The organism is Streptomyces sp. NEAU-174 (genome assembly GCF_052665095.1).
In genome coordinates this window covers 116,140-133,506 of record NZ_JBQTCE010000012.1, presented here as the reverse complement: position 1 = coordinate 133,506, position 17,367 = coordinate 116,140, and the positions used below count along the sequence as shown (strand labels likewise).

17 protein-coding genes are annotated in these 17,367 nt (G+C 71.5%); 6 read left to right on the top strand and 11 right to left on the bottom strand.

Going from position 1 to position 17,367, the window contains the following annotated elements; all coding sequences use genetic code 11:
- Positions 1-43 precede the first annotated feature (43 nt).
- Together ACT2CW_RS31380 and ACT2CW_RS31375 are read left to right on the top strand one after the other, a co-directional pair.
- Positions 44-964, top strand: a complete 921-nt coding sequence (locus ACT2CW_RS31380) for a helix-turn-helix transcriptional regulator (RefSeq protein ID WP_138915411.1) — start codon at positions 44-46, stop codon at positions 962-964.
- A 150-nt stretch (positions 965-1,114) separates the two neighbouring features.
- Positions 1,115-2,164, top strand: coding sequence for an NAD(P)-dependent alcohol dehydrogenase (locus ACT2CW_RS31375; protein ID WP_138915410.1), 1,050 nt, complete (start codon positions 1,115-1,117; stop codon positions 2,162-2,164).
- Positions 2,165-2,315: 151 nt separating this feature from the next.
- On the opposite strand, the gene ACT2CW_RS31370 is transcribed toward ACT2CW_RS31375, so the two are convergent.
- The 3 genes from ACT2CW_RS31370 to hppD all read right to left on the bottom strand — a co-directional run bounded on the left by ACT2CW_RS31370 (position 2,316) and on the right by hppD (position 6,209).
- Positions 2,316-3,683 (bottom strand): FAD-binding oxidoreductase, encoded by a 1,368-nt coding sequence (locus tag ACT2CW_RS31370; protein ID WP_445519069.1) that lies wholly within the window; start codon positions 3,681-3,683, stop codon positions 2,316-2,318.
- A 123-nt stretch (positions 3,684-3,806) separates the two neighbouring features.
- Positions 3,807-4,802: a phage baseplate protein gene (locus ACT2CW_RS31365; protein WP_250853137.1), complete on the bottom strand. Its 996-nt coding sequence runs from the start codon at positions 4,800-4,802 to the stop codon at positions 3,807-3,809.
- 258 nt (positions 4,803-5,060) lie between these two features.
- On the bottom strand, positions 5,061-6,209 hold the full coding sequence (gene hppD, locus ACT2CW_RS31360; protein ID WP_445519068.1) for a 4-hydroxyphenylpyruvate dioxygenase: 1,149 nt from the start codon (positions 6,207-6,209) through the stop codon (positions 5,061-5,063).
- Positions 6,210-6,368: 159 nt separating this feature from the next.
- On the opposite strand from hppD, the gene ACT2CW_RS31355 reads away from it, so the two are divergent.
- From ACT2CW_RS31355 to ACT2CW_RS31340, 4 genes are all read left to right on the top strand, one after another.
- A complete protein-coding gene (locus tag ACT2CW_RS31355) occupies positions 6,369-6,836 on the top strand; it encodes an Lrp/AsnC family transcriptional regulator (protein WP_037962099.1) in 468 nt (155 codons plus the stop codon).
- 91 nt (positions 6,837-6,927) lie between these two features.
- A complete protein-coding gene (locus tag ACT2CW_RS31350) occupies positions 6,928-7,524 on the top strand; it encodes an ArsR/SmtB family transcription factor (protein ID WP_445519067.1) in 597 nt (198 codons plus the stop codon).
- 21 nt (positions 7,525-7,545) lie between these two features.
- Complete coding sequence (locus tag ACT2CW_RS31345; protein WP_138915401.1) at positions 7,546-7,761, top strand: hypothetical protein; 216 nt, start codon at positions 7,546-7,548, stop codon at positions 7,759-7,761.
- Between the two features lies 1 nt (position 7,762).
- A complete protein-coding gene (locus ACT2CW_RS31340) occupies positions 7,763-9,121 on the top strand; it encodes an MFS transporter (RefSeq protein ID WP_445519066.1) in 1,359 nt (452 codons plus the stop codon).
- On the opposite strand, the gene ACT2CW_RS31335 is transcribed toward ACT2CW_RS31340, so the two are convergent.
- The 8 genes from ACT2CW_RS31335 to ACT2CW_RS31300 all read right to left on the bottom strand — a co-directional run bounded on the left by ACT2CW_RS31335 (position 9,060) and on the right by ACT2CW_RS31300 (position 17,335).
- Positions 9,060-9,845 carry a S16 family serine protease gene (locus ACT2CW_RS31335; RefSeq protein ID WP_182471291.1) on the bottom strand — a complete coding sequence of 262 codons (786 nt, stop codon included), beginning with the start codon at positions 9,843-9,845 and terminating at the stop codon, positions 9,060-9,062. The two genes, ACT2CW_RS31340 and ACT2CW_RS31335, sit on opposite strands and share 62 nt — an antisense overlap.
- 330 nt (positions 9,846-10,175) lie before the next feature.
- Positions 10,176-10,817, bottom strand: coding sequence for an IclR family transcriptional regulator (locus ACT2CW_RS31330; RefSeq protein WP_037962091.1), 642 nt, complete (start codon positions 10,815-10,817; stop codon positions 10,176-10,178).
- A gap of 752 nt (positions 10,818-11,569) precedes the next feature.
- A complete protein-coding gene (locus tag ACT2CW_RS31325; protein ID WP_445519065.1) occupies positions 11,570-13,366 on the bottom strand; it encodes a DEAD/DEAH box helicase in 1,797 nt (598 codons plus the stop codon).
- A gap of 111 nt (positions 13,367-13,477) precedes the next feature.
- Positions 13,478-13,861 carry a type II toxin-antitoxin system death-on-curing family toxin gene (locus ACT2CW_RS31320; RefSeq protein WP_445519064.1) on the bottom strand — a complete coding sequence of 128 codons (384 nt, stop codon included), beginning with the start codon at positions 13,859-13,861 and terminating at the stop codon, positions 13,478-13,480.
- Complete coding sequence (locus ACT2CW_RS31315) at positions 13,862-14,059, bottom strand: ribbon-helix-helix protein, CopG family (protein ID WP_014061073.1); 198 nt, start codon at positions 14,057-14,059, stop codon at positions 13,862-13,864. It lies immediately after the preceding gene.
- A 41-nt stretch (positions 14,060-14,100) separates the two neighbouring features.
- On the bottom strand, positions 14,101-15,558 hold the full coding sequence (locus tag ACT2CW_RS31310) for an MFS transporter (RefSeq protein WP_445519063.1): 1,458 nt from the start codon (positions 15,556-15,558) through the stop codon (positions 14,101-14,103).
- A gap of 122 nt (positions 15,559-15,680) precedes the next feature.
- The gene (locus tag ACT2CW_RS31305; RefSeq protein ID WP_445519062.1) at positions 15,681-16,769 is read right to left on the bottom strand and encodes a YeiH family protein; all 1,089 of its coding nucleotides are present in this window, start codon (positions 16,767-16,769) and stop codon (positions 15,681-15,683) included.
- Positions 16,766-17,335 carry a cysteine dioxygenase family protein gene (locus tag ACT2CW_RS31300; RefSeq protein ID WP_445519061.1) on the bottom strand — a complete coding sequence of 190 codons (570 nt, stop codon included), beginning with the start codon at positions 17,333-17,335 and terminating at the stop codon, positions 16,766-16,768. Before ACT2CW_RS31300 ends, ACT2CW_RS31305 begins: the two co-directional genes overlap by 4 nt.
- Positions 17,336-17,367: the final 32 nt, after the last annotated feature.

Sequence of the window (17,367 nt, the reverse complement as noted above, 5' to 3'; positions counted from 1 at the left end):
TTGGCACGCTCAGATGCCTTTTCCGTTGCCAATACTGGAACCCATGGACCGCAATACCGAGCTCAGTGAGTTCCTGCGGAGCCGCAGGGCACGTCTGAGCCCCGGCGACGCGGGCGTGAGCGTGAGCAACGACAGCCCCCGCCGGGTGCCGGGGCTGCGCCGCGAGGAGCTGGCGCAGCTGGCCGGCGTGAGCACGGACTACTACACGCGGCTGGAGCAGGGCCGTCACCTCAACGTGTCGGAGACGGTGCTGGACGCCGTGGCCCGCGCTCTTCAGCTCAATGAAACCGAACGTGCGTACCTCTTCGAGCTGACCCGGCCGCGCCCCCGGCGCACGGTGCGCCGCCGACCGCCCCGCCCCCAGCGGGTGCGGCCCGGGGTGCACGCGCTGCTGCGCATGCTGGACGGGGTCTCACCGGCCTTCGTCCTCGGGCGCAGGGGCGATGTCCTGGCCTCCAACCAGCTGGCCCGGGCGCTGATCATCGACTTCGAGGCGCTCCCGTACCACGAGCGGAACATGGCCCGTTTCATGTTCCTCGACGAGGCGGCCCGTTCACTGTGGCCGGAGTGGGAGACGGTCGCGGCGGAGATGGTGGCGTCCCTCCGGCTGGAGGCCGGGCGTCATCCCGACGATCCCCGGCTGACCGAGCTCGTGGGCGAGCTCACCATCAAGAGCCCTGAGTTCCGCACCTGGTGGGCCGACCACAACGTGCGGGAGAAGACCCACGGCGTCAAGCTCTACCACCATCCGGTGGTCGGGGACATGACGCTGGCCTACGAGAACGTGACCGTGCCCGGCGATCCCGACCAGGCTCTGTGCATCTACACGGTCGAGCCCGGTTCCCCCTCCGAAGCGGCCCTGCGGCTGCTGGCGAGCTGGACCGCGACTCCCTCGGCCGATCCTTCCGCGCCCTCGTCCGAAGCGCGTCCTTCGGGGGGACCGTCCTCCGACGTCTCCCCCTGATCCGCCCGATCCCCCTGATCCGCCCGATCCGCCCCTTCTGATCCCATCCCCTTCCCCCGCACACCCTTCCCCGTTCCCCTCTCCCCTCCTTACCTCCCCCTTCCCTTCGCCCATCCCCTTTTTCCTAGTTCGTCACAGGGAGACACGTTTATGACCACCAGCGTCACCGCCTACGCAGCCCCCGCTCCGAAGGCCCCGCTGGAAAGGACCACCGTCGAGCGCCGCGCCCTGCGCGAGCACGACGTGCTGATCGAGATCGCCTACGCCGGTATCTGCCACTCCGACATCCACCAGGCCCGCGAGGAGTGGGGCACCGCCCTCTTCCCGATGGTGCCCGGCCATGAGATCGCCGGTGTGGTCGCCGAGGTCGGCCCCGCCGTCACCAAGTACGCCGTCGGCGACCGGGTCGGCGTGGGCTGCTTCGTCGACTCCTGCCGCGAGTGCGAGAACTGCCTCGCGGGCGAGGAGCAGTACTGCCTCAAGGGCGAGGTGCCCACGTACAACGGCAACGAGTACGACGGCGCCCCCACCTACGGCGGCTACAGCACCCACATCGTGGTGGACGAGAACTACGTGCTGCGCATCCCCGAGGGGATCTCGCTGGACGTCGCCGCCCCGCTGCTGTGCGCCGGGATCACCCTCTACTCCCCGCTGGCCCACTGGAACGCCGGTCCCGGCAAGAAGGTCGCCATCGTGGGCCTCGGCGGCCTCGGCCACATGGGCGTGAAGATCGCCCATGCGATGGGCGCCGAGGTGACCGTGCTCAGCCAGACGCTCCGCAAGCAGGACGACGGGCTGCGGCTGGGCGCCGACCACTTCTACGCCACCAGCGACGAGTCCACCTTCACCGAGCTGGCCGGCACCTTCGACCTGATCGTCAACACGACCTCGGCGAACCTCCCGCTGGACGGCTATCTGTCGCTGCTGAAGCTGGACGGCACGCTGGTGCACGTGGGCGCGCCGGAGAACCCCAGCGCGTTCAACCAGTTCTCGCTGATCATGGGCCGGAGGTCGATGGCCGGATCGAAGATCGGCGGCATCCGGCAGACCCAGGAGATGCTCGACTTCTGCGCCGAGCACGGGCTCGGCGCGGAGATCGAGCTGATCGACGGCGAGCGGATCAACGAGGCGTACGACCGCGTCGTGAGCAGCGATGTGCGCTACCGCTTCGTGATCGACATCGCCTCGCTCAAGGCGTGATCGGCCGCCAAGGGCTGATCAGCGACTAAGGGCTGATCAGCCACTGAGACCGAGGCCGTCCGGACCACCCCCGGGTCCGGGCGGCCTCACAACAGTCGGCCCCCACAACAGTCGGCCCCCACAACAGCCGGCCCCCCACAACAGCCGGTTCTCAGAACAGCTTGCCGGGGTTGAGCAGGCCCAGCGGATCGAAGACCTGCTTGATCCCGCGCTGCATCTCCACCCCCACCGGGCCCAGTTCACGCGCCAGCCACTCCCGCTTGAGGACGCCGACGCCGTGCTCCCCGGTGATGGTGCCGCCGAGCTCCAGGCCCAGCGCCATGATCTCGTCGAACGACTCCCGGGCCCGCCGCGACTCGTCGGGGTCCGCCGGGTCGAAGCACACCGTCGGATGGGTGTTGCCGTCCCCGGCGTGGGCCACGACGCCGATCGTGAGGGAGTGCTTCTCGGCGATGGCGGCCGTGCCGTCGATCATCTCGGCGAGCCGGGAGCGGGGCACACAGACGTCGTCGATCATGGTGACGCCCTTGACCGCCTCCAGCGCCGGAAGCGTCATCCGGCGGGCCTGGAGCAGCATGTCGGACTCGGCGGCGTCCTCGGCCGGGACCACCTCCGTGGCACCGGCCGCCGTGCACAGCTCGGCCACGGCGGCGAGGTCGGGGGCCGGGTCCGGGGTGTCGAAGGCCGCCATCAGCAGGGCCTCGGTGGACTCCGGGAGGCCCATGTTCCCGATCGCGTTGACCGCGCGGACGCTCGTACGGTCCATCAGCTCCAGCAGCGAGGGGGCGTGGCCGCGCTCCATGATCCGGCAGATGGCGTCGCAGGCGGACGCGGTGGAGGGGAACTCGGCGGCGAGCACGAGCTGTTCGAGCGGGGCGGGCTTGAGGGCGAGGACCGCGCGTACGACGATGCCGAGGCTGCCCTCGGAGCCGACGAAGAGCCGGGTCAGGTCGTAGCCCGCGACGCCCTTGGCGGTGCGGCGGCCGGTCTTCAGCAGTCGGCCGTCGGCGAGGACGACATCGAGCCCGAGGACGTATTCGGCGGTGACGCCGTACTTCACACAGCACAGCCCGCCGGACGCGGTGCCGATGTTGCCGCCGATCGTGCACTGCTCCCAGCTGGAGGGGTCCGGCGGATAGTAGAGGCCCTTCTCCATGACCGCGCGGGACAGGGTCGCGTTGATCACGCCCGGTTCGACGACCGCGATCCGGTCCACCGGGTTGATCTCCAGGATCCGGTCCATCTTGACCAGGGACAGCACGACGCAGCCGTCCGACGCGTTGGCCGCGCCCGACAGCCCGGTGCGCGCGCCCTGGGGCACGATCGGAACGCGCAGCGCGGTGGCGGTGCGGCACACGTGCTGCACCTGTTCCACCGTGCGCGGGAGGACGACCACGGCGGGCGCGCCCGCCTCGCAGAAGCCCGCCATGTCATTGGCGTAGGCCCCGGTCACGTCGGGGTCGGTGAGCACCGCCTCCTCGGGGAGGCCCTCCCGCAGCAGCTCGATGAGGTCCGTCATATCTCCAGACTCGCACCCGGGAAGCGCCCGGGGAAGATCGCTGCAACGGACGGGTGACCGCGAGGAGGGCCGTGAGCAGGGCGGCGAGGAGGGCCGTGAGGAGGGCGGCCGTGCGGTACGGGGCTACTGCGGCTTGTAGTAGACGCTGACCTTACGGTCCCCGGCGGCGCCGGAGGCGAAGCCCATGCACAGCCGGCGCGGGCTGGACAGCTGGACGGCCATGCCCTCCGGCTCGCGGTAGCTCAGCGAGTAGGCGGCCTCGGTGCGGGTGCGCTGGACGAGCTCGCCGGTGCGCAGATCGACGCAGGAGACGTAGGTGTTGCCGTGGCCGGAGGGCGGGTTGGCGCCGTCCTCGCCGGTGTAGGCCGTTCCGGTCAGCTGGTACACGTAGTCGCCGAGCACCGTGAAGCCCTGGAAGACCTCGCCGTCCTCGACACCGGTCTGGGGTATGTCGTCGTACACGGCGGTGTAGTCGCCCGCGCTGACCCCGGACAGGCTCATCAGCCGGTAGCGGACCTCGCCGTCGAGGCGGTAGCGCAGCAGCAGCCGGCGGTTGAGCATGTCAACGGCGGGCTGGTTGCTGGTGGAGCCCGGCACCGGGCGGTGCTTGGCCGGCGAGGACGAACCGGACGACAGCACGGTGCCGTCGGCGAACTTGAAGCGGCTGATGGCGCGGCCGTAGCCGGAGTCGGGGTTGGCGTCCGACTCGGTCCACAGATAGACGGTGGAGCCGACCGGCTCACAGCCCATGGCGACGCCGTGCCCGAACCCCTTGAGGTACATCGAGCCCAGCTCGGCACCGGCCAGGGACAGCTTGGTGACGCACAGATCGCCGTGGGCGGCGCGGTCGGCACCGGAGACGGGGGCGGACTCCCCGCTGAGCCGGATCCCGCCCTCCATCAGCTGGATCGTGTAGATGTGCCCACCCACGTCGTCGAACGCGAAGGACTGGAGCACGGTGGAGTTGTGCGGGGTCTTCTCGCGGATCAGCTGGGTGGAGGGCACCGACAGATCGAACCGGCCCCCCGCCACGGTGGTGGCCCCCGCGCGGGCGGCGAAGGCACCGAGCGCGCCGGCCGCGGCGGCTCCTCCACCGAGGGTGAACCTACGCCTGGTCAAACGGCCCGCAGCGTACTTTTCCGTGTGCATTGATACTCAACAACTCCCGTGTGATCACGCCGTGTTGGAGTGAACAGATCGCCGTGAGTGTAGACGGTGGGAAAGCGCTCCCATTCAGGTGTTCGCATTTTTGGGAAGGGGGGGAGGGGGGGGGAGGGGGTGTGGGTGGGTGTGAGGGGAGTGGGGGGGATGGGCGCGGCCGTGCGGGGCGGGGCCGCGGTCGCGCGGCCCGCCCCGCGCGGCGGTCAGGGCTCGGAGTCAGAGGTTGCCGCGCTTGGCCTGCTCGCGCTCGATCGCCTCGAAGAGCGCCTTGAAGTTGCCCTTGCCGAAGCCCATCGAGCCATGCCGCTCGATCAGCTCGAAGAAGACGGTCGGCCGGTCCTGGACCGGCTTGGTGAAGATCTGGAGCAGATAGCCGTCCTCGTCCCGGTCGGCGAGGATCTTCAGCTCACGGAGGGTCTCCAGCGGGACGCGGGTGTCGCCGACCCACTCCCCCAGGGTGTCGTAGTACGAGTCCGGCGTGTCCAGGAAGCTCACCCCGGCCGCGCGCATCGCCTGCACCGTGGCGACGATGTCGTTGGTGGCGAGCGCGATGTGCTGGACGCCGGGGCCGCCGTAGAACTCCAGATACTCGTCGATCTGGGACTTCTTCTTGCCGACCGCGGGCTCGTTGAGCGGGAACTTCACCTTGCGGGTGCCGTCCGCCACGACCTTCGACATCAGCGCGGAGTACTCGGTGGCGATGTCGTCGCCCACGAACTCCTTCATGTTGGTGAAGCCCATGACGTCGTTGTAGAAGCGGACCCACTCGTCCATCCGGCCGAGCTCCACATTGCCCACGCAGTGGTCGATGGCCTGGAAGTTCCGGCGCGCCGGCGGGGCGACGATCGGCTCGGCCTCGGCGTAGCCGGGGAGGTACGGGCCGAAGTAGCCGGTGCGCTCGACGAGGGTGTGGCGGGTGTCGCCGTAGGTGCGGATCGAGGCCATGACCACCGTGCCGTGCTCGTCCTTGAGCTCGTGCGGCTCCTCGATCCCGGTGGCGCCGTGCTCGAGGGCGTACGCGTACGCGGCGCGCGCGTCCGGCACCTCGACCGCGAGGTCGATCACACCGTCGCCGTGCTCGGCGACATGCCCGGACAGGAAGTGGCCCCAGGCGCTCACCGGTTTGATGACGGAGGTGAACACGAAGCGGGCGCTGCCCGAGACGAGGACGTAGCTGGCCGTCTCCCGGCTGCCGTGCTCCGGACCCGAGTAGGCGACGAGCTTCATACCGAAGGCCGTGGCGTAGTAGTGCGCGGCCTGCTTGGCGTTGCCGACGGCGAAGACGACCGCGTCCATCCCCTTCACGGGGAACGGGTCGGCGTGCCGTGCGTCCCCATGCTTCAGCATCTCTGTCGTCTCAGTCATACTTCGAAGCGTCCCCCGACGGCTCAAGGTGCGCAACACTTCACGAAATTGCTGGTCAGGCTGTATAGCTAGAGTCGCGTTCGGCAGCGCATCCTGTACAGGGTGACTACCGTCACAGAGGACACCTCAAGAGAAGCCTGGGACCTGGAGGGGGACCGCATGGGAATCGACGGGCTCGACGCCCGCCTGATCGAGCTGCTCGCCGAGGAGCCGCGGATAGGGGTGCTGGAGGCGTCGCGCCGCCTCGGTGTCGCGCGCGGCACGGCGCAGGCGCGGCTGGACCGGCTGCGGGCACAGGGAGTGATCCGGGGCTTCGGCCCCGATGTGGACCCGGCGGCGCTCGGCTACCCGGTCACGGCGTTCGCGACGCTGGAGATCAAGCAGGGGCAGGGGCCGGACGTACGGGCCCATCTGGCGACCGTTCCGGAGGTGCTGGAGCTGCACACCACGACGGGCCACGGGGACATGCTGTGCCGCCTGGTGGCCCGCTCCAACGCCGATCTCCAGCGGGTGATCGACCTGGTGGTGGGGATCGAGGGGATCGTCCGGGCCTCGACGGCGATCGTGATGGAGAACCCGGTGCCGCTGCGGATCATTCCGTTGGTGCGGCAGGCGGCGCGGGACTGAGCGGGGCGGTTTCGAGCCGTTGAAGCGGATCCAAAGACTCCGTTGCAAAGAAGGTGTTGCAAGCACATCTTTGCATGCTTAGGCTCCGCTCATGGCAGAGAACGAACAGCCTGTGCCCGACGAAGTCGAGGTGCTCGACCCACGCTCCCTGCGCGGACTCGCGCATCCGCTGCGGATACGCCTGCTCGGAGCGCTACGCGAGTACGGACCGGCCACCGCGTCCCAACTGGCCGACAGATTGGGCGAGTCCAGCGGCGCCACGAGCTACCATCTGCGGCAACTGGCCGCCCATGGATTCGTCAAGGACGACCCGGGGCGGGGCAAGGGGCGGGAGCGGTGGTGGAAGGCCGCGCACATGGGCACGCGGCTGGGCAGCGACAAGTTCCTGGCCCACCCCGACGCGGCCGTGAGGGGGGCGATAAACACCGTGCTGCACGAGGTGGCAACCCTCCACACCCAGCGGATGTCCACCTGGCTGGGCACCCTGCACGACTGGTCCGAGGAGTGGCGGGCCGCCTGGGACATCAGCGACTTCGGTATGCGCCTCACCCCTGAACTCGCCCGCGAAATGCGCGACAAGGTGCACGAACTGATCGAGAGCTACCGCGAGAAGGAGGTGGACCGGGACACCGAGGGCTCCGCCCCGTACCGCGTCCATCTGCACGCCTTCCCGCGCGACGAGGACTGACCGATCCCTGGGGGGAACCACATGTACGGCGACGAGATCCATCTGTGGCTGCACCACATACGCGCCGAGCGGCTGCGCGACGAGGCCCGCGCGGCGTCCCGGCCGCACCGCCGCTCCCGCACCGCCCGCGCCCGGGTGCTGCGCACCCGGGTCGGCTGGACGCTGGTGGAGGTCGGGCTGCGGCTGGCCACGCCGCGGCTGCCGCAATCCGGTCTGACCGCCCGGTTCGACCACTGACATGGCCGACGACACAGGAGACAGAGAGCGCCGGGGGAACGGCGGGGACGACCGAGGACCACTCTTACTCGTCCTCGCCGCCAACACCGTCTCCATAGCGGGCAATTCCCTCACCCTGATCGCCGTCCCGTGGTTCGTCCTGGAGACCACGGGCAGCGCCGCCAAGGCCGGGCTGGTCTCCTTCTGCGCGACCCTGCCGGTGGTCGTCTCCGCCGTCATCGGCGGACCGGTCATCGACCGGATCGGCCGGCGACGGGTCTCCGTCGCGTCCGACTCGCTGTGCGGGGTGGCCGTCGCCACGATTCCGGTGCTGCACTTCGCCGGGCTGCTGCGGTTCTGGCAGCTGTGCGCGCTGATGGCATTCTGCGGGCTGCTCCACGCGCCGGGCGAGACCGCCCGCCAGGTGCTCGTCCCCGCGCTGGCCGAACGGGCGGGCACCACCCTCAGCCGCGCGGCCAGCTTCTACGACGGGGCCTCGCGCGGGGCCAGGATGCTGGGCGCCGCGCTCGGCGGGCTGCTGATCGCGCTGCTCGGCCCGCCGTCCGTACTGCTGCTGGACGCGGCCACGTTCGCGGCGTCCGCGGTGCTGATCATGGCGGGGCTGGGCGGACTGCCCGCCGCCGCGCCACGCAAGCCCGTCGTCCCGGTGTCCGCCCGCGCCTACCGCGCGGAGCTGGGCGAGGGGTACCGCTTCCTGCTGCGCCATCGGCTGCTGCTCGCCATCGTGCTGATGGTCATGGTCACCAACGGCCTCGACCAGGGTCTGTCCTCCGTACTGCTGCCGGTCCACGCCGAGCGGCATCTGGGCGGTTCGGTGCAACTGGGGCTGCTCACGGCGCTGTTCGGCGGCGGGGCGCTGGTGGGGGCGCTGCTGTACGGGGCGGTGGGCGACCGTTTCCCGCGCCGGACCGTGTTCGCGGTGAGCTTCCTGGTGTGCGGGCTGCCGCGGTTCCTGATCGCCGCGTTCGTGCCCGGGGTGTCCCCGCTCGCCGTGACGATGGCGATCAGCGGGGTCGCGGCGGGGATGCTCAACCCGATCCTGACCACGGTGACGTACGAGGCCGTCCCCGACGAACTGCGCAGCCGGGTCTCGGGGGCGCTCACCGCGGGGGTGTGGGTGGTGATGCCGCTCGGCGGGCTCGCGGCCGGGTGCCTGGTGGAGGGGGTGGGGCTGACCGCCGCCTTCCTGGTGACGGGCGGTGTCTACTTCCTGGCCACGCTCAGTCCGCTGGTCTTCCCGGCCTGGCGCGGGATGGACGAGGGGGCGGCGATGACGGCGGAGGAGGGGGCGGCACCGCTCAGCAGTGCGGGACCGCGCCGCCCGACCGCAGCGCCCGCAGAGCCGTCACCGCACCCTTGAGGGTGGTGACGGGGATCAGCCGCAGCCCCTTGGGCAGTTCGGCCGTGGCGTCGGCACACTCGGCCTTCGGCACCAGGAAGACCGTGGCGCCATCCCGCTTGGCGGCCTGCGTCTTCAGCGGGACTCCGCCCACGGCCCCGACCTTGCCCTTGGCGTCGATGGTGCCGGTGCCCGCGATGGTCCGGCCGCCGGTGAGGTCGCCGCCGCGGCCGTCGCCGTCCAGCTTGTCGACGATGCCGAGAGAGAAGAGCAGCCCGGCGCTCGGACCCCCGACGTCGGCGAGGCGCAGGGTGACCTTGACGTCGCGCGGGGAGCGGTGGAGGTAGCCGAGCGCGGCGCTGGTGGCCGAGGACTGGGACTCCTCCATCTCCTCGGCGTTGTGCCGCTCGATCTCCTTGGTGGTGCCGCCGACGTAGACCGAGTCATGCGGCATGACGGCGCGGTCGGTGGCGAACCAGCCGCTGACCACGTCCTTCACCCGCACGGTGGCCTCCGGGCCGGTCGCCAGGATCGTCGTCATCCGCAGCTGCCCGGCGGTCTTGCGGGTGCCGGTCCCCGAGACGCTGATCACCTGCTTGCCGCGGTCGGAGCCCAGGACGTTCACGGTCGAACCGGGCTGGGCCACGGTGAACGGCAGCGGCGCGAACGCGGCCACCGCGAGCAGGGCGAGCACGGGTGCGGAGCAGAGCGCGAGGGTGCGGGCGCGGGGGGAGACGGCAGGCATGGTGTGAATCTAGTTGACCGCCGGGGAGCATGAGCCGCCACCCCGGCTCCATGGGGCCGCCCGGGGCGGCGTGAACTCGGCCGCGGCGCCCGGCCGCGCGAGGCGGGGCCCCGCGCGGGCGGGCGGGCTTGGGGGCGTGCGGGTTGGGGGCGTGCGGGTTGGGGGGCCGCCCCCGGTCCCGCCGGGCGCGAGCCCACCGCTACTGCCGGTCGCATGCCCACCAGTGCCACCGGGCGCGGGCCCACCGCTACCGCCGGGCGCGGGCCCACCACCTCCACCGGGCGAGGGCCACCGCTGCCACCGGGCCGCCGCGTGGCGGCCCGCCCGCCCTCACCTCAGGGCGTCCGAGACCTCCCGGGCCGCGTCGACCACCCGGGGGCCGACGCGCTCCGGGACCGAGTCGCAGAGCATCACGACCCCGACGCTGCCCTCTATCCCCGTCACCCCGACGAGCGGGGCGGCCGCGCCGCTCGCGCCCGCTTCCAGTTCGCCGTGGGTGAGGGCGTACCCGGGGTCGTCGGGGCGGCCGGCGCGGGCGGCGAGGATCGCGCGCCCGGCGGCGCCCCGGTCGAGCGGATGCCGGAATCCAGCCCGGTAGGCCACGTGGTAGTCGGTCCAGGTCGGCTCGACGACCGCTACGGCGAGTGCCTCGGTGCCGTCGACCAGGGTGAGGTGGGCGGTCGCGCCGACGTCCTCGGCGAGGGAGCGCAGCGCGGGCAGCGCCGCCTCCCGTACGAGCGGATGCACCTGGCGGCCGAGCTGGAGCACCCCGAGCCCGACGCGCGCCCGCCCGCCGATGTCCCGGCGGACCAGGGAGTGCTGCTCGAGGGTGGCCAGCAGCCGGTAGACCACGGTGCGGTTGACGCCGAGCTTGTTGGACAGCTCGGTCACGGTCAGCCCGTGGTCGGTGTCGGCGAGCAGTTTGAGGACGCGCAGTCCCCGATCGAGCGTCTGAGAGGTCTCCGCGGTCACGACGCCCCCTCCTCGGTGATGAGTGGCGGCTCTTCGTGCGGTGGCCCGCCGGTCCCGACGACGGCGCGCGAAGAGGCCGCCGGTCGCGGTGGTACGCACCGGCTGCGCTCCGCGGCGGCGCTGCCACGGGGCGTGTGCGTGCCCGAACGCTAGCGAGCCGGTCCGCTTTGCGGAAGGGTTTGTCCAGAATCCGAGCGGAGCTGCCAAGGTGCGCGGTGCGCGGGCACCCCAAAAGGTTGCGGTTTGCCCGGATTCACGAAGGAGGCCTGCGGCCGGTTCATGAAATTTTTCGAAAGGGGGTTGCGGAGGCCAAGACGCCTGCAACGGGCCACTCCCCAAACCCGCCCCTCCCCTCAACTGGAGCTCCGCCCCAGCCCCCGGACCCACCACGCGGCGGAGCCGCAAATCGACGCAGAGGTAGGGCCAGGGAAGGGCCGCGCCCAGACCCCAGCGCGAACGAAAGCCGCATATCGATGCACGGGGACGGGCGAGGAGGGGAAAGTCGCGCCGGCCCAGCCGCCAAGCCCCGCCGTCCTGGCGAGGCAGTCGGCCAAGGGGTGTCCGGGGCCCCGCCCCCGAACCCGGGGGCTGGGGCTGGCCCCAGTTTCGGGAAGGGGCGGGGAGGGGAAAGACCCGCCGCCAGGCCCCGCCCTGCTGGCGTGCCGCCGTGCTAGGGGGTGTCCGGGACTCCACCCCTCGACCCCCCGGGGGCCAGGGGCGGAGCCCTTGCGGGGAGGGGAAGGATCCGTGCGTCAGCGCATGCGCGTTGCCCACTCCCGGACCTTCTTGATCCGCTCACGGATCTGCCCCGCCGTCGCCTCCGCACTCGGCGGCCCACCACACACCCGCCGCAGCTCCGTGTGGATCACGCCATGCGGCTTTCCGCTCTGGTGGACATACGCCCCCACCAGCGAGTTGAGCTCCTTGCGCAGCTCCAGCAGCTCCTTGTGGGTGACCACCGGCCGCCGCTCCGCCGGAAGCTCCAGCAGATCCGCCTCCGTGTCCGGCTTCTTCCGGCTGTGCGCGATCTGCTTGGCCTGCCGCTTCTGGAGCAGCATCTGCACCTGGTCGGGTTCGAGGAGCCCCGGGATGCCCAGGTAGTCCTGCTCCTCCTCGCTGCCCGGATGCGCCTGCATGCCGAACTCGGCGCCGTCGTACAGCACCCGGTCGAAGACCGCGTCCGACTCCAGCGCCTCGAAGGGGAGTTGGTCCTGTTCGCCGGTGTCCTCGTCCTGCTGCTTCTCGGCCTCCTCGAGGAGCTTCTCCTCCTCCGCGTAGGGGTTCTCCTCCTCGCCCTCCTTCTTCGGCTTGTCCAGGACGTGGTCGCGCTCGACCTCCATCTCATTGGCGAAGCCGAGCAGGTTCGGAATGGTGGGGAGGAAGACGGACGCGGTCTCGCCGCGCCGCCGCGACCGTACGAAACGGCCGACGGCCTGGGCGAAGAAGAGCGGCGTGGAGATGGTGGTCGCGTACACCCCGACCGCCAGCCGGGGCACGTCCACACCCTCGGACACCATGCGGACCGCGACCATCCAGCGGTCGTCGGAGTGGCTGAAGTCCTCGATCCGCTGGGACGCCGCCGCCTCGTCGGAGAGCACGAGCGTCGCCTTGGTGCCGGTGATCTCGCGGATGAGCTTGGCGTAGGCGCGGGCCGAGTCCTGGTCGGAGGCGATGACGAGCGCCCCCGCGTCCGGGATGCCCTTGCGGACCTCGGTCAGCCGCTGGTCGGCGGCGCGCAGCACGTTCGGCATCCATTCGCCGCGCGGGTCGAGCGCGGTGCGCCACGCCTGGGAGACGGCGTCCTTGGTCATCGGCTCGCCGAGCCGCGCCTCGATCTCGTCGCCCGCCTTGGTGCGCCAGCGCATGTTGCCGCTGTAGGAGAGGAAGATGACGGGGCGCACGACGCCGTCCCCCAGCGCGTTGCCGTAGCCGTAGGTGTAGTCGGCCGAGGAGCGCCGGATGCCGTCGTTGCCCTCTTCGTAGGTGACGAAGGGGATGGGGTTGGTGTCGGACCGGAACGGGGTGCCGGTGAGCGCGAGCCGCCGGGTGGCCGGCTCGAACGCCTCCAGACACGCCTCGCCCCAGGAGCGGGAGTCACCGGCGTGGTGGATCTCGTCGAGGATGACCAGCGTCTTGCGCTGCTCGATCCGGTTGCGGTGCAGCATGGGCCGGACGCCGACACCCGCGTAGGTGATGGCGATGCCGTGGTACTCCCGGCTCAGCGGGCCCGCGCTGTACTCCGGGTCCAGCTTGATGCCGATCCGCGCGGCGGCCTCCGCCCACTGCTTCTTCAGGTGCTCGGTCGGCGCGACGACCGTCACCTGCTGGACGACGTGGTGGTGCAGCAGCCAGGAGGCGAGGGTCAGGGCGAAGGTGGTCTTCCCGGCCCCGGGGGTCGCCACCGCGAGGAAGTCCCGCGGCTGCTCCTGGATGTACTTGTCCAACGCACCCTGCTGCCAGGCGCGCAGCTTGCTCGCGGTACCCCAAGGCGCCCGGCCGGGGAAGGCGGGCGAGAGGTGATGGCTGGTGGAGGCGGCAGTAGTACTCACGGTCTCCGTCGGGCTGACTCGGCGGGGTCGATCGGGAACCGCGTCAGCCTACCGGTGCCGTCCTTCACACTCCGGGGTACGGGCCGATCCCACCCGGGGGTGGGATCAGACTCACATTCCCTCGTGCAGCCTCCGCAATCTGGCCGCGATGTCCACGACGTCCTCAAGCGCGCCCGCGGCCACGCCGACCACCAGCTTGTACGCCTCGTCCTGGTCGACGTCGAGCATTTCGGTGCCGTTGAGATCGAGGAAGACCACCGTGCACATCCACGCCATCCGTTTGTTGCCGTCCACCAGCGGGTGGTTGACGGCGAGCGACTGGAGCAGCGCGGCGGCCTTCTCGAAGTGGTCGGTGTACGCCTCTATGCCGAACATCTGCGACTGCGGACGATGCACAGCCGAGCTCAGCAACCCCAGATCGCGCACCGCGATCTGCTGCCCCCCGCAGGCGATTTCCACCAGGTCCAGCACTTCCTGGACCGTCAGGTACTTCACTTACTCCCCCAGCCTCCGCAGAAGGTCCGCGTGGCGTGCCGCGTACTTCGCCCCCAGGCGCTGGACCGACTCCCGGTCCGCCTCTTGCTCGAGATACCGGTCGATCGCCTGAAGCACTATGGCGTGCATACTGCGGCCCTCCTCCTCGGCCCGCTGCTTGAGCGCCTCTTGCTGGTCGTCGCGCAGTCGGAGATTCATAGCCATACCAAAACGGTACCACTGGTGGGGCCAAAATGGTACTACTCGGTGACGGGCCGCAACCGCGTCGTCACCCAGACGCCCCACAGTGCCACCGCCGCCATCGCCACATAGACCGCCCCGAAGGCGGCCGGCTGGTGGGTGGCCGCGGTGCCGGTGGGGGCGATCTCGCCGCCGCCGAAGGTGACGAAGAGGACACCGCTGAGGCCGACCAGCGTGATGTTGCCGAGCGCGTCGGAGACCTGGAGGGAGGCGGAGTTGCTGCCCGCGTCCTCCGGGCGGGAGAGCTTCAGCAGCAGCACGCTCCCGCTGGAGATGGTCAGCCCCATTCCGTAACCGCCGATCACCCAGGCCACGGCGACGATCCAGGCGGGGACGGAGTCGGTGAGGGCCAGGAGCACCATGGCGATGGAGACGGCCATGAGGAGCATGCCGAGGCCCATCAGCCGTTCGCGGTGCGGCTCCAGGCGGGGACGGCTCTGGGTGTAGGAGCCCAGGGCCCAGGTGAGGCCACCGCCGGTGAGGCAGAGCCCGGCGGCGGTCGCGGACAGGCCGCGCTGGGTCACCAGCATCAGCGGGACGAAGCTCTCCGCGCCCAGGAAGGACCCCGCCGCCACCCCGCGCAGCAGGATCACCGAGGGCAAGCCGCGGGCGGCGCGGAAGGTGCCCTTGGGCAGCAGCCGCAGTACGCACGGGACGAGCAGGGCGAGCCCGGCGGCGGCCGGGACGAGGGAGAGCCAGCTGAGGTCCTGGCCCGCGTACTGGAGCAGCCCGGCGCCCACCGCGACGGCGAGCGCGAGCAGGATGCGGCGGCGGTCCATGCCCGCGGAGAGCTCGCTCGGGGACAGAGCGCGCAGCGCGGGGAGCATCACCGCGAGCGGCGCCAGCACCAGCACCGGGATGGCGAGGAACACCCAGCGCCAGCCCACGTGTTCGGTGACGGTCCCGGCGGCGAGCGGGCCGACGATGACCGGCAGCACCCAGGCGGCGGAGAAGGACGCCAGCACGGCGGGCTGGAGCCGCTGCGGATAGGCGCGGCCCACCACCACGTACAGCGCGACGATCACCAACCCGCCGCCTATGCCCTGCACCGCCCGGCCGCCCACGAACATCCACATCCGCTGTGCCGAACCGGCCACCAGCAGCCCGGCCGCGAACGCCGCGATCCCGGCGAACAGCGGCGCCAGCGGCCCCTTGCGGTCGCACCACTCCCCCGACAGGGCCATCGCGAACAGGCTCGCGGTGAAGTAGGCGGAGAAGGCGTACGCGTAGAGCTCGACCCCGTCCAGCGCGCGGGCCGCGACCGGCATCGCGGTGTTGACCGCGCTCGCCTCGAAGGCGATGAGGGAGACGACGCTGACGATGCCGAGGGTGAGGGCGCGGTAGCGCCTCCCCAGTACGGTGTCACCGGCTTCCGCCGGACCCCGGCCTCCGGCTGTCGGCTCGGGGTGGACGGCGGCGTCGGCGGCACCGACGTCGAGGGGGTCGCGAGGGGTCATGGCGTCAGGGTAAGTGGCGTTCCAGGACGTCACACCTGTCGCGGGACGGAGCCGCGCTCGGCCGCTGGGCCTAGGTACATCCGCCGCCCTACGTGACGCCTTACGTGGTGAGGCCCCCGGCCCTACGTGGTGAGCAGGACGCCCCCGTACGACGCGCCCGCGATCACCACCCACGCGCACAGCCCCAGCGCGGCGACCCGGGCGCCGGTGCGGGTGAGGGAGGGCAGGTGGACGGCGCTGCCCAGGCCGAAGAGGGCGGCGGCGAGGAGGAGTTCCTGGGCCGTGGCGGCGGTGTCCAGCACGGTGCTGGACAGGACGTCCGTGCTGCGCAGGGCCGTCATGGCGAGGAAGCCGAGGACGAAGAGCGGCACCAGCGGCGGCCGCCGCCGCTGCGTCTCCTCGCCCTGTACCGCCCCCTCGCCCTGCGCCGCCCGGTCCTCCGTCCGCTTGGCGCGCCCCCGCGCCCGTACGGACGTCGCGAGCGCCGCGACCAGCGGGGCGAGCAGGGCCACCCGCACCAGCTTGACCAGCACCGCGTCGCCCAGCGCCGACGGCCCCGCGGTCTGCGCGGTGGCCACCACCTGGCCCACGTCGTGCACGCTGGCCCCCACCCACCGGCCGAACGCCTCGTCGCCGAGCCCCAAGGGGTGCTGGAGCAGCGGCAGAACGGCGATGGCGAGCGTGCCGCAGAGCGTCACCAGCGCCACGGAGGTGGCCACATCGCGCTCATCGCTGTCCGACACCTCGCTCACCGCGCCGATCGCGGACGCCCCGCAGATCGAGTAGCCGGTGGCGATCAGCAGCGGCTGGTCGCCGCGCAGCCCCATCCGGCGGCCGAGCCACCAGGTGCCGCAGAAGGTGGCCGCGACCACGCCCAGGACCATCGCCACGGTGGCCCAGCCCAGGCCCAGCACATCGTTCAGGCTGAGTTTGAGGCCGAGCAGCACGATGCCCAGGCGCATCAGACGCTTCCCGGCGAGCGAGAGCCCGGCCCGGCAGACGCCCCGGACCAGGCCGCGCGCCCCCGGCAGATGCGCGGCGACGATGCCCAGCACCACGGCGGCGGTCAGCAGGGGGACGACGGGGAGCAGCCGGTGGACGCCCCAGGCGGTCGCGACCCCGGCCGCGGCCAGCCCGAGCCCGTACGCCGGGGCGGGCGGCCGCCATCCGGCAGCCTGCCGCGCCCGGCCGGGCGCGGCGGTGAGCGTCACTGGCCGTCCGCCGTCGGGAGGTCGTAGACCCGCCGGACGCTGCTGCCCAGGCGGGCGATGTCTGCCCCGTAGACATGGATCGAGATCGCCTTCGACCCGCAGGCGTTCCACACCCTGTGGATATCTCCTGGCGGCGCGAATCCGCACACCGCGCCGCGCGGGTTGACCACATCCTCCACCGCGATCAGCCGCGAGCCCGGCCCGTCCGGGACGAGGCGGTAGCGCCGCTCGTGCTCCTCGCCCTCGTGGACGCCGGTCACACACCAGGACACATGGTCATGGATCGCCGTGCGCTGGCCGGGCAACCACACCAGCGCGACGATCGAGAAGCTGCCGTCGGGCTCGGCGTGCAGGACGTGCTGGCGGTAGCGGTCGGGGTCGCCCGCGCGCTGCTCGGGGGTGAGCAGATCGTCCGCGCCGAGGTGGGGGGCGAGCCGCTCACCCACCAGATAGGCGGTCACATCGGGCGCCAGGCCCCGGCCGACGGCCTCGCGGACGTCGCCGACGAACGCGCCGAGGCGTGCCGTGAGAAGACGGGAGGACGGATACGCGGTCGGGGTGGTCATGGTGGCAGCGTCCTGCCGCCCGCACCATCACG